At 48.6% G+C, this 11982-nt stretch carries 15 protein-coding genes; 5 read left to right on the top strand and 10 right to left on the bottom strand.

What is annotated here, in order from left to right; translation table 11 throughout:
* Window positions 1–55: 55 nt before the first annotated feature.
* Together LZD49_RS12250 and LZD49_RS12255 are read right to left on the bottom strand one after the other, a co-directional pair.
* A complete protein-coding gene (locus LZD49_RS12250; protein ID WP_234667640.1) occupies window positions 56–292 on the bottom strand; it encodes a hypothetical protein in 237 nt (78 codons plus the stop codon).
* A 432-nt stretch (window positions 293–724) separates the two neighbouring features.
* On the bottom strand, window positions 725–1351 hold the full coding sequence (locus LZD49_RS12255) for an START domain-containing protein (RefSeq protein WP_234667641.1): 627 nt from the start codon (window positions 1349–1351) through the stop codon (window positions 725–727).
* A 313-nt stretch (window positions 1352–1664) separates the two neighbouring features.
* On the opposite strand from LZD49_RS12255, the gene LZD49_RS12260 reads away from it, so the two are divergent.
* Complete coding sequence (locus LZD49_RS12260; protein WP_234667642.1) at window positions 1665–1928, top strand: type II toxin-antitoxin system HigB family toxin; 264 nt, start codon at window positions 1665–1667, stop codon at window positions 1926–1928.
* Here LZD49_RS12260 and porV read toward each other — a convergent pair.
* Window positions 1925–3013: a type IX secretion system outer membrane channel protein PorV gene (gene porV / locus LZD49_RS12265; RefSeq protein WP_234667643.1), complete on the bottom strand. Its 1089-nt coding sequence runs from the start codon at window positions 3011–3013 to the stop codon at window positions 1925–1927. The two genes, LZD49_RS12260 and porV, sit on opposite strands and share 4 nt — an antisense overlap.
* Window positions 3014–3261: 248 nt before the next feature.
* Here porV and LZD49_RS12270 point away from each other — a divergent pair, with 248 nt between their 5' ends.
* Entirely contained in the window at window positions 3262–3912 is a 651-nt protein-coding gene (locus tag LZD49_RS12270) for a 2'-5' RNA ligase family protein (protein ID WP_234667644.1), read from the top strand.
* 60 nt (window positions 3913–3972) lie between these two features.
* On the opposite strand, the gene LZD49_RS12275 is transcribed toward LZD49_RS12270, so the two are convergent.
* Window positions 3973–4533 carry a hypothetical protein gene (locus tag LZD49_RS12275; RefSeq protein WP_234667645.1) on the bottom strand — a complete coding sequence of 187 codons (561 nt, stop codon included), beginning with the start codon at window positions 4531–4533 and terminating at the stop codon, window positions 3973–3975.
* A gap of 52 nt (window positions 4534–4585) precedes the next feature.
* On the opposite strand from LZD49_RS12275, the gene LZD49_RS12280 reads away from it, so the two are divergent.
* Together LZD49_RS12280 and LZD49_RS12285 are read left to right on the top strand one after the other, a co-directional pair.
* Window positions 4586–5047 carry a hypothetical protein gene (locus LZD49_RS12280; RefSeq protein ID WP_234667646.1) on the top strand — a complete coding sequence of 154 codons (462 nt, stop codon included), beginning with the start codon at window positions 4586–4588 and terminating at the stop codon, window positions 5045–5047.
* A gap of 143 nt (window positions 5048–5190) precedes the next feature.
* Window positions 5191–7023 carry a gamma-glutamyltransferase family protein gene (locus LZD49_RS12285; RefSeq protein WP_234667756.1) on the top strand — a complete coding sequence of 611 codons (1833 nt, stop codon included), beginning with the start codon at window positions 5191–5193 and terminating at the stop codon, window positions 7021–7023.
* A 115-nt stretch (window positions 7024–7138) separates the two neighbouring features.
* Here the strand turns inward: LZD49_RS12285 and LZD49_RS12290 are convergent, their stop codons facing one another.
* A complete protein-coding gene (locus LZD49_RS12290; protein WP_234667647.1) occupies window positions 7139–8023 on the bottom strand; it encodes a GNAT family N-acetyltransferase in 885 nt (294 codons plus the stop codon).
* The gene (locus LZD49_RS12295; RefSeq protein WP_255720995.1) at window positions 8016–8390 is read right to left on the bottom strand and encodes an ankyrin repeat domain-containing protein; all 375 of its coding nucleotides are present in this window, start codon (window positions 8388–8390) and stop codon (window positions 8016–8018) included. Before LZD49_RS12295 ends, LZD49_RS12290 begins: the two co-directional genes overlap by 8 nt.
* Before the next feature lie 134 nt (window positions 8391–8524).
* Between LZD49_RS12295 and LZD49_RS12300 the strand changes: the two genes are divergently transcribed.
* A complete protein-coding gene (locus LZD49_RS12300) occupies window positions 8525–8947 on the top strand; it encodes a GNAT family N-acetyltransferase (protein WP_234667649.1) in 423 nt (140 codons plus the stop codon).
* Here LZD49_RS12300 and LZD49_RS12305 read toward each other — a convergent pair.
* The 4 genes from LZD49_RS12305 to LZD49_RS12320 form a co-directional block, all read right to left on the bottom strand.
* Complete coding sequence (locus LZD49_RS12305) at window positions 8944–10029, bottom strand: winged helix DNA-binding domain-containing protein (protein ID WP_234667650.1); 1086 nt, start codon at window positions 10027–10029, stop codon at window positions 8944–8946. The two genes, LZD49_RS12300 and LZD49_RS12305, sit on opposite strands and share 4 nt — an antisense overlap.
* 168 nt (window positions 10030–10197) lie before the next feature.
* Window positions 10198–10581, bottom strand: coding sequence for a hypothetical protein (locus tag LZD49_RS12310; RefSeq protein WP_234667651.1), 384 nt, complete (start codon window positions 10579–10581; stop codon window positions 10198–10200).
* Window positions 10582–10759: 178 nt separating this feature from the next.
* Window positions 10760–11227 (bottom strand): GNAT family N-acetyltransferase, encoded by a 468-nt coding sequence (locus LZD49_RS12315; protein ID WP_234667652.1) that lies wholly within the window; start codon window positions 11225–11227, stop codon window positions 10760–10762.
* Window positions 11228–11305: 78 nt separating this feature from the next.
* Window positions 11306–11929: an SDR family NAD(P)-dependent oxidoreductase gene (locus LZD49_RS12320; protein ID WP_234667653.1), complete on the bottom strand. Its 624-nt coding sequence runs from the start codon at window positions 11927–11929 to the stop codon at window positions 11306–11308.
* Window positions 11930–11982 lie beyond the last annotated feature (53 nt).

The raw sequence follows: 11982 nt of genomic DNA on the forward strand, positions 1-11982 counted from the left end.
ATGCCTGGCGAACAAGCTTGTACGTCAGGCATCATTAGAATTTTTTGTTTAATACTTATGTCAAACTAACGCCGCAAGGGCAAGCCGAGCTGGGTTTGGCACCATTGGTGAATTCCAATTTCAACCGCTTGCCTTTTTCATCAGCTTCTTCGAGCAGCTCAAAAGTACGCCGTTCGCCGATCATCAGCAGCGACTGGAAAAGGATACCGGCATATTTACTTTCTTCGCTGCCGGGGCCTTTTTCCTTGGCGAGGTCATTGTAGTGTCCGAAAAGATCTTTCCCTTTTCCCATGATCTTATGTTTTGCTTTGAATTTCAGAACCTTAGCTTTTGATACTCAAAAACGCATCAAAACGCTCATTTGCCAATTTAGGAAATAATCATAGAAAATCTCAAAAAATGCATGACAAATGTGCGATGGAGTCGGGATTGTGGCCCGCCGACCGCCGACCGCCGACGACCGACCGTTTGTCCAGCTGTGGCTGGATTTGCTCAGATGTGTCAGAAAGTCGAAGATTAGTAAAATGGCAAAAGCTATTAGGATCTTGCTTGTTTTCTCACAGCGGTCAGCGGTCAGCAGTCGGCGGTCAGCAGTCAGCGGTCAGCGGTCAGCAGTCAGCAGTCAGCGGTCGGCGGTCAGCAGTCAGCAGTCAGCGGTCAGCGGTCAGCAGTCAGCGGTCAGCGGTCAGCGGTCAGCAGTCAGCAGTCAGCGGTCAGCGGTCGCTCAACGCTCAGCCAATCTCCTCCGTTCCGCCAACACATCCCGCATCCGCTGAAACGTCTCGATTGGGGCGCGGCAGGCGAACATATTGACAATATGGGGAGGAATGTGGCCTCCTGGATCGACCTGCAAAGTGTATTCAACCCAGACTTTCCCATTCGCCAACGGCCGCAGCAACCAGCGGTTTACCGAATGCTGCACCCTGACAATTCCTTTCCGGACGGGCATGATACCCGGTACCGCGGGGGCGTCGACTGTGACAATGTCGGTTTTAGGGTCGCGGATCACTTTGAGATGTGTTACAAAATCGCGGTTATCCAACGGCCAGGGCAAACTTACTTCTGTATGATAGAACAATTCAGTGTCCGAAACTTTCCTGACCACGGTGCAAGACTTCGTGTGGCACACCCATTGCTCGGCCGATTTTACATCCATCAGCAAGGCTATTACTTCCTCCACATTTGCATTCAATGCGCATTCAGCCTTCATGGCCTTGACCTTCGAATCTGAAATGGCTTTTGCATACACTTTAATGCCATCATGTGCAGCCACACGCTTCCAATCCGACTGCGCGTTCACACCCGCAACACACAGGAAAAGAGCCAGTAAAGAGAGCACCGCATGTTTCATAGCGATGCAAAATTCTCATTTCAAAAGTCATCACCGAAACCCTTTAGTCTTCTGATGCCTTAAAGCGCGTTTCAACTGACAGAAAGCGCGATTGAACTGCTGAAAGGTCATTCCGGCCTCTTGCTCATTTAGTTACACTAGGAACTACAAACATGTTATTATAGGAATTCGGATCGGGCGGTATTCTGCAAATGTCCGCCGCAATAGTTGGCCAACTATTTTTTACTTTTAATTCATCACAAAGGTTGCAGCTTCGAACTGACTAAGCTGCCCATGAAAATTGTACCTGGATTATTACTTAAAAAATTCGGACGTGCTAAAAGATTTCCCAACGGCGAAATTGATTAGGGGCAGCATAGCGCGTTTCAAAAGCAGTGGAAATAAATACCGTCTGATCGTTGAAATCGACTATGTTGATTCAATAGTAGAAGTCCGCTTCATTGGTACACACACAGAATATGACTGGATTAACGCTGAACAATTTAATATGGAAACGAAACAATGCTATCTGATTGAAAACGATGCGGAGTATGACAACGCGCTCATTCGTGAATACAGTTTAAAAAACGGTTATTAAAAATAAACCGAACCCCCAATCTTGTACATATTCTTCATCGCGGTGTTTTGACCTTGTGGAATCAAATAGGCGAAATCAAGCCCGTAATGTTCAAGGAATTTGACGCCGGCACCTACTGTGAAAAATTTGCGCCCTCCTTTATCTATGCTTTCGGTTCGATAGCCGCCCCGAAGTCCAAATTGCTCCTTATACCAGTATTCTGCACCCATAGCCACCACAACTTCCTGCATTTCCTCCTTAAATCCGCCCGGCGCATCGGAAAATGACTGGATAATACCTTCCAAGTAGGGTTTTTGATTGACATTCCGGCCCGAAACAGGCGTAGGTACCAGCAGCTTTCCAGCCTCCGCCGCCACGTTCAGTTTGTGCTGACCGCTGGCTGTATACGAGAACCCACCTCCGAGTCGGAGCGTTGTCGGCAGAAAATAGTCATTTGCTCCGCCATAGTTTAGCTTAGGGCCAATATTCGTCAGCGACACACCAACCGTCCAGTTCATATTTTCTGCTCCTTCGACATCCGGGGATTGGCTTCTATAAAACGCGCCAATATCCCCGGCAACGACATTGGCCGTTTTAAGTACAACGCCGTTTATGACACCACTCCCGATACTTGAAGATAAATATTTGAGTGTCATTCCCATCGAAAAGTGACTACCCAACTGCTTCGCATAGGCAGCATTGAAGGCAATATCTCTGCCCGCAAAGACGGAAGGTGAAGGACTATTCATTTGCGCCTGACTGAAATAATGCACAGACGCTCCCATAACCTGGCCCTTATTCAACTTTTTATAACCAGACACATACCCTACCCAGGCATTATCGATCAGAGACGGCAACCATGGCGAATATGTCGCCGAAACCCCGAAGCTCCGTGGAGCGTCCGGCAGCTTGCCCGGATTCCAAAACATCGCATTCGCATCGCCATTGGTAGCGGTACCCGTGTATCCCATTCCACCCGCACGAGCATCCGGGGCAAGAGACAGGGCATAAGCTCCCGGATCCGGAATTCGTGGACTTGTCTGGGCACAGACAACCGTTGCATTGCATATCAGTATGCACGCAAGTATGAGCCAAATTGCTTTCATGGAGATATGATTAGATTTAAATAGAGTCGGCATTCGGTTACAAAATTCAGAACGCAACAGCCTTTTCATTATTATACGCAATCTTCTATAAGTTCAAATAGCGCTAACACGAGCACTAGATAGGTATGGCGAAAATATTTTCAGAAATTTAATGATATTTTCAGAATCATTTTTTTGATATTAAAAACATCTTTATTATTTTTACAAGTGAAATTTTTAACACAAAAATTTTATTACACTTCATCAACATGAAATCTATTCACTTCAACAACAACGATTTGAGTACGATCAGGAATATCCGGGAGCACTTGTACGACTACCTCCTGGTTTTTTCCTGTGATCCGGTGACCGAGGCAGCCATCGGAAGTATCAAGCAGTATTTTCAAAAAGCTTACGGGTGTGAACAGGCGGCTCATCTCCGCCCACACCTGACGCTTTTTAACTGCATTATCCACGAACACAAAATTGAGCGGGTCGTCCAGGGATTTGAAAAAGTGGCGCGTCATACGGCCCCTTTCCGCATCAAGCTGGATGGTTTCAACCGGTATGAAGGTGGAACATTCTACGTCGACCTGGAAGAAAACTCTTCGAAGGATGTGGCCGGGCTTGTGAAAGGTCTGAAATCCGAGACATTCGATCATCTTACGAAATGGGCGTCCGGGGAGTTCAGGTTTTGCTCTGATCCTCACATCACCGTTGCACGCCAAATGACGCCTGAACAGGTGAACAGCGCTGCGAAAGAATGGACGTACAAAAAATTCAGCTCATCATTCCGCGTGACAGAAATGATATTGCTCAAACGGTCCCTCCTGAATGGCTCAAAATGTCAGGAAATAGCTCGTATGCCGTTACTGGGCTTGCCGGACAAGGCGTTGTTTGTGCAGGGGAGTTTGTTTTGAATTTAAAACGATGGTTTCCACGGCATGAAAATACAAATTGGACCGGTTAGCCCTGAAACACTATTGCGAGCGCCAGGTGTTTTCCCAACGATCCCGTAAGGATTGGTAGTAGTTTGGTTTCATGCTGCCTTGTTCAAAAGCGGTCTTTACACTTCCGTAGTGTTTCATTACGTAAGGCTGTTCGGCATGCCAGATGATATACCAGGCGATTTCAGCCCCTTGTTCGCCAAACAAATCTGTTCCAGGCCAACCGTATTTAGCAATGATCCGGCTCAAAAGAATTTGATTAACCGCATCCGTAGCCATAATGTTTCGCCAATAATATACTTGCCGCAGCGAATCTTTTGATCCGTTATGGAGACTATCGCGATATTGCTGATCGGCATCATACATCTTTTGAAGGGTGATTTTCACTTCACCGACAGTTTGCTTTTCAATCGCAAGCACAACGGACACCCTATCCTTTGGCTCTATGCGGAACCATTCGTTGTAATACTTGTGCCAACCAGTTGGCCTCTTTTCCAGTTCGCGCGCCAGCTGAGCGTAAGTTGTGTGAAAGTTCAATGTGGCCAGTACCAACAAAAGTATCGTCACTCGGCTGATCTTGTTTTTTTCAGGCATTAGAGATTGTCGAAGATGGAGACTAAAACCGGTAACGCATATCTTAATCGGATTGACTTTCTGGTCAAAGTTACGCACGAACCTAACGGTACGGCACTGGAAAAATAATCAGAAAGTAGCGTACGGAAAATCCTACGAGTACCGTACCACATATGACGGCAACGGGAATCCCACCAAAAGTGAGAATCTTATCGATCGGAGCGTTGATAACTACACCACCAATACCTACGGACCGGCCGATCTGCAATCCCAAGCGAGGCCAGTTCATAAAGGGCATCCTGTCATTAAATCCCCGCTTGGAAGCAATGCCAATTTGATTACGTGCCCAATAAGTTATGACCGGCAAAACGGTCAAAGCGCAATCAAGAGGTCGGAAACGACTTACGTCTACGAGTTCAATGCAAAAGGCTATGTGTCGGTAAATCGCTCCATTTCTAAGCGATATAATGCCTTAGGAAATTTTAGCGGGTCATCCGAAGGGACCGTTACGTATACTTACACCGGCTGTAACTGATTTTGAATGGAAAGCCGGGTTTAGTAACTTGTAGCCTGACATTCGACGGTCGAAATGCATTCTACCCTGAATGCGCAAGGCCTACGTTTCCTAACCACCTTTTTATGAAACCAAAACTCCTTTTACGCTCAACGGTCGGACTGATGTTTTGTGGGCTCAGCGCCTTTTCGCAGTCGTTCAACAACTTCCCTGTTACTACCCAAAAACCGCCGCTGCATGGCAAGCATTGGATGGGAATCACCGGCAAGCCGTTGGCTGCAACTGCCGGTGCGATGATTTTCAGTAAAGGCGGTAATGCCATTGATGCGTCATGTGCTATGCTGGCTGCTACCTGTACGATGTGGGATGTTCTGAGCTGGGGCGGGGAAACACAGGCGTTAATCTATAATCCCAAGACCAAAAAGGTGATCGCGCTCAATGCGATGGGCGTTGCCCCTACCGGCGCCACGGCTGAGTTTTTCAAGAATAAAGGGATGAACTACCCACCTGAATACGGTCCGTTGGCCGCTACGACGCCTGGTACACCCGGCGGACTGATGACCATGCTGGCCGAATATGGCACAATGAGCCTCAAAGATGTGCTCGGGCCTGCGATGCAAATCGCGGAAGGTTATCCGATTGAAGCACAAACAGCCAATTCGATCGAGCGCGAAAAAGCCGAGATCAAAAAATGGCCTTATTCAACAAAGGTTTTCCTACCACATTTAGGCCAAAAACGCGAAGCACCGGACGCAGGCGAGATATTTGTTCAAAAAGACCTTCGCGCCACGCTCCAAAACTTGGTCGATACCGAGCAGCAAGCGCTGAAAAGCGGTAAAAACCGCAAGGAAGCTATTTACGCGGCTAATGACCGGTTCTATAAAGGCGATATCGCAAAAGAGATCGCCCGGGGTTGCCAGGAACAGGGCGGGCTGATCACCGAACAGGATATGGCCAACTGGAAAGTCAAGATCGAGGAGCCTTTAATGGTCACTTACAAAGGGATCGAGGTTTACAAAATGCAGCAGTGGACGCAAGGCCCCGTCATGTTGCAAGCCCTCAATATGTTGGAAAACTTTGATTTAAAGGGAATGGGATACAACTCCTCCCGCTATGTGCACACTTTGTATCAGGTTATGAACATGGCGTTTGCTGACCGGGATTTCTATTATGGCGACCCTGCTTTCGCACCGGAAGAACCCATGAAAGGCCTGCTTTCGAAGGAATATGCCAAGGAAAGGATCAAGCAGATCAACTGGGAACGGAACGATATAAAAACTTTGCCGGGCGATCCTTATCCCTTTGAAGGCAAAAAGAATCCATTCGCGGATCAAATCAAAAGCTGGGGTAACTTCCAGGCGTCGACGAGCCGTAATGTGAACGGATTAGACGAGAAATTCATGGGGGAATTTACGGCAGGCACAACTTCTGTAGAAGCTGCCGACGAAGAGGGATGGGTGGTAAGCATCACGCCCAGCGGTGGCTGGGTCCCTGCCTGCATTGCTGGTAATACGGGCGTTGGCCTTAGCCAGCGCATGCAATCGTTCGTGCTCGATGCGCGTGAAAACCCGTTCAATGTAGTTGAACCCGGCAAACGGCCAAGGGTGACGCTTACGCCCAGTCTCACATTAAAAGACGGCAAGCCGTTTCTTTCCTTTGCCAAGCAAGCCGGTGACGAGCAGGATCAACTGCTTTTACAATTCTTTTTGAATGTAGTTGAATTTGGGATGACCGTGCAGGAGGCAACGGAGGCCCCCAGCTTCAAAACGTTGCAGATGTACGCCAGCTTCGGAAAACACGAAAAGGAACCAGGTGGTCTGATCCTTAATCAATCCATGCCCGACTGGACGCGTAAGGAGCTGTCTCGAATGGGGTACAAACTGACCTATCAACCTCGCACCAGCGGACCTATCAACGCTATCTATTTCGATTGGCAACATGGCTCATTCTGGGGAGGATCCAGTAATCATGGGGAAGATTACGGTTTCGGATGGTGATCACCCGACGGTTTGTCCAAAGCGGATCCCGCTCCCATTCGAATCGGTCGCCACGAATTTGCGAAGCCCCAGAGCTGGCTATCCGGTTCATTCGGCAGGTTAGATAAAAAAAATTTCATAATTGCGACCGGTCCATAATGCGGATCATGCCAAATACCTGACCGAAACCGGTTTGCCGATAAAAAGGGGCTAAACCCTCAGCCGTGAACAGTCCGACCAATGCGCCTTCGGGCGCGTTGGCATCCAGCCAACGTTTTACCTCCTTCATGATCACCGAGCCGACCTTTTTACGCTGCCATTCCTCATGCACCATGACATCCTTGATATAGAAAAAGCTAATTCCGTCACCTAAGACCAATGCACAGCCGATCGCCTCACCGGTTTCTGCATTTTCCGCGACGGCTATAAAAAGCGTTGCGTCCAGTTTCTTTTGAAGTAGTTCATCCGGCTGTGTACTCGCCCACCCGACCGATTTGGCAAGGTGGCGGTATTCCGCGATTGTTAGCATACGACCTACAACCCTGACGGCCGTCGGCAACGGCTCCGACTTGTGACCACTCTCCGATGACGACGGGGCAGCGAAAGTCACGTAATTGCCGTTAAGGTCCTTCACAACATATTCCTCAAAACCCCACGGCTGCTTGGCCAGAGGCATTATAATTTCCGCCCTAAGTTCCTGATGCACTTGATAAAGCTCCCGGATATTCTTGACCCTAAGCCACACACATTGCCCACGCAGCCGTTCGGCGGCTTCCGCATTCCGGGAGAACTGAATAAATGCCCCATGCCAGTTGACGCCTCCATGATTTGGGGGGGTGCCCCATGTCCAATGACCGGGAAAACCCAGTACTTCATGCCAATATTTTACAGTTGCAGCGACGTCGTTAACCGCTAATACCGGTTCGGCATGGGAAATGAACGGCTCGGGCTGGATCTCGGTAGTTTGCATGGTCGCTTTCGTTTGAATATCCGGTCTTGTTTTGGCCCTTGTCTCAGGCATTGGGCCAGTTTAATGCCAATACATTTTCATACCCGCGCCTTTCAGCCCACGCACGCGGGCGCGACCAGGGTTTGTCTGTCGGCAAATTCGGGTCGGCACCATTATCGAGCAGGAATTGCACCATTTCCGCCTTATTGGCTTTGGCCGACCAACCGAGCGGCGTTGTACAATGTTGTTCGCCGACCGCATTAATGTCAGCACCATTTTCGAGAAAAATAGCGGCATTATGCACATCACCATGTTCTGCGAAACGGTGCAATGGAGTAATACCAAGCCAGTTCTTCAAATTGGGATCCATTCCCCGCCGAAATAAAAATTCAGTTAATTCGCGGCTTTTAATAGCATGCGCAAAACATTTTCCAAACATCGGTACCCAGTCCCGTAGACCAGAATAACGGCTCTTCTTTTTGGAGTGCGGCGGGCTGTGTCATCTTGAAACGGGTTTGATCCGGCGTATTTTTGTAATAAAATACTCGTGTAGTTAATTATTTTTCAAATCAAATGAAAGGCGTGGATTCAATTGAAATTCAAAAAGTTAATGCTGATGATCTGATGGATATCCGGCATGTTGTACTCTGGCCGGACAAGCCCCGCGAATTTATTAAAGTACCGGAAGACGAAAGCGGCACACACTTTGGGTTATACTTTGATGGCGCTATTGTGTCGGCAATCTCGCTCTTTCCAGACGGCTTGAATATCCGGTTCAGAAAATTTGCAACATTACCTGGCTTTCAAGGCAAAGGACTTGGTTCCAAGCTATTGCAACACGCCATTATACATGCTCAGAATCAAGGATTTGTACGAATGTGGTGCGACGCACGTACCGACGCATTGCGTTTTTACGAGCGTTTCGGTTTCACCAAGTTTTCAGAACCTTTCTTTAAGGAACATTTAGAGTACTACAAGATCGAACGAATGCTTTAAGGTTCGTTTCTTTCAAAAACTATATTTTTCTTCCCAATAAATCGCGCATAGGACGCACCTGCCGCTTGAAGAGATCTTTCTGCCGATGCGGGTATTTTGGCCAAAGGTGTAATTTCAATACTAACTAAGTCCTTCTTCTCCGTCCGCCGCCATGCAGCGACGATCTTCCCTTTGACCATCATTGACGGCTTGAAGATACCGTTCCCGGACTCCGGATTCTGCGCAACGGCATCGTCCATCGCCGCACGCCGATCGGCGTAACCGACGGTAAGCTCGTCATATGGCGGAATCAGCAAGGCCTTGGAAGGCATTACCGGCAATTCGGAATAACCTGTAAAAATATACTCCCATTCTCTTACCTTGGCCGTTTCAAAATCACCTCTGACAGCTTCGAAACCGAGTTTTGCATCGCTAACCGGCAAGCCGCTCCACCACGCAAAATCCTGGATAGTCGCCGGCCCGTGGCTTTTGAAATAGCGCTTAGCCAAGGCTGCTAATGCCTCTTCGCGTGGCAACACCGTCGCTGCGGGCACTTTACGATCGAACAGCGCATAAGTAAACTTTTTCCCGCGCCGCGCGCCGTTGCATATTACCTTGTCGAGCTCCGCCTGGAACATAATATGCGTGGCGCGGAGATTGTCCGTTTCGATCCCCGCCTTGTTGACTTCCGCAATGATTTCCTCCCGCGTCAGTTCATCGCCGTCAGCTAACAGCTTACCGATCAGATCATTGGTAATATTGAATACTGCATTGTCGAGTTTGAGCTGCCGGTACATAGTGCCTGCGAGTCTGATGACGTGTGGGGCGGTGAGGTCCGTCATCCAGCGGACATCCTCTTTTGCTACAAAATGCCAGGTAGGGCGCATAATGTGTGTCCGGATAATGCCACCGGCGTCGATGGCCTTCTCCACGCTGGCGTCCGTTTCCTTTTTAAGCCGTAAACCCAATGCCCATTTCGCCATGGCAAAGTCCTGTGCTTGCACAGCACCCATCCAGGCTACCAATGCGGCCGGATCTGTGAACCTGGTTTGGAGGATTTGCTGATTGGCAAAGCGCAACGCTTGGATGTCGGATAAGGTCATGGCCGGATAAATGGAGTTTGATACACAAAGATCGGGTTTGCTAAAATGAGGATTTATATCAAAAAAAGAAACCCTATCTACCCGAACGGTGACAGGGCCTCACTACTAAATGGACATCATTTAAGCGTTATCCGGTAACATTCCGGATCTTTCATGGCTTCGATACATTTACTTTGAAACGGAAACTTGTTTAAGCCCGGCAGACTGGAAGTAAGCCATCGCAGCTACCCACGCTGCCACCGCGCCGATAAGGATATATCCGAGGATCGAAATCGGAAATGGCTGGAAGAGTACAATTGCTGCGCTACCGATTACCCAAGCCGCGTCCAGCACGATAACCAGTCGCACGGCGCGAACATTTATGGGGTTTCCACGGCTTACCGAAAAGACCAGTGTCGCGAAAGCGATCAGGAAAATACCTGTTTCAATAAAAGGCATTGTAGCGGTTGTTTCGAATATGCCCGCTATGGCTTCGAAAAAAACGGCAAGCCCCAAACCGGTTGCACCTGAACTGATTGCATTGATGAGCATTACATTTCTGAGCGTTTTCATATGTCGATTGTTTGGTTGTTTTTGATGAAACAAAGGTAGAGGCGTCCCTCCGCTTGGAGCTTACCTCCACGCGCCAACGGCTTACCATTTTATGACAAACCTGCAATCATAACAACCGAAGAAGATGCCCCGGAACGTCGTCGGGCGTCCGGAGCGAAACATCAGGACTAAATAAATGTTAAATGCCAGTGGCAAGCCGCATTTCGGTGAGCATTTTTTTGAAACCTACCTTTTCGTAGGCGGCAATGGCCGGTGTGTTGTCGGAATAAACCTGCAATCGGACCTCGTCCAGTCCTTTGCCGCGCGCCCATTCGACGAGCCCATCGATAATCAGCTTATTAATCCCTCTACCGCGCATATCGGGTTCTGTATACATAAAACCCAGGAATGCGTACCGTTTGAAGCGATTGTAAGGTTTTCCTTCGAGAATTCGGGCATTACCGCTTGCAACGAGCCTGTCGCCCATCACAGCCACGACCACTTCGGCGTCGTCACTGCGGATCATTTTTTCCAGATCGTAATAATGAAATTCCTCTGCGACAAAAGTATCGTCGAGCGGACGCTCGTTGGCGATCAGGTTTTGTTCGAATGCAAGAAGTGCGGGAAGCTCGTCGAGCCGCGCCTGGCGGATTTGAATGTTTTCCATGGAAATGTTGATGTTGTATCGCCACAAATCTACCATTTCAATGCAAAGGACACTGTTTTTCACTAAATAAATAGGGCATTAGCCGACTGTCACGCGACTTTCACCCAGCTCCGGCAAGACGTTTTCCAGTATCTCCCCTGCCCTGCCGACAGACTCGGCGCCGGCAAACACAGGTAATCCAAAACTGCTGATCTGCAATCCCGATTCGCTTAATTCTTCGTTGAAATGTTCCGCAAAACGCATATTGAAGGCCAGTAAAGCCTGCTCCCAACCCGGCACCGGATGCGAATAGCACCAAAGGTCGATTACCCTTGCATGCGCATGGAGCAGCAAATTGGGTAGCAATTGATGCAGATATAGGATGCCACTGGCGTGATTGGTTTTCAATTTTCGATCCAGCGAGCGGATATCGTAATCTTCCAGCGGCAGTGGAAAACCGGTTTCCACATGGTTGACGAGCAAATCTACTTCGAACCGGTCGTTGATCTTCTCACAAACGGAAATGATACTTCCCGTGTCGGCATCATCGGCAACCAGGTAATGTACAAGTATCCGGTGTTTTTGTACGATTTCGCGCGTGAGCGTTTCGAGCGCAGCCTCCCGTGCGCCGATCAGTATCAGATGTCGTTTGTTTGTCGCGAGTATTCTGGCGAAAACCCTTCCCCAAGGCTTATCAGCTCCGCGGATTACAGAAAAATTCATGGCTTTGATGATTTGGTAAAAAAATACAGACTTAGCTGAGGTTAAATGCCATC

Source organism: Dyadobacter sp. CY261 (genome assembly GCF_021440085.1).
Lineage (GTDB): Bacteria > Bacteroidota > Bacteroidia > Cytophagales > Spirosomataceae > Dyadobacter.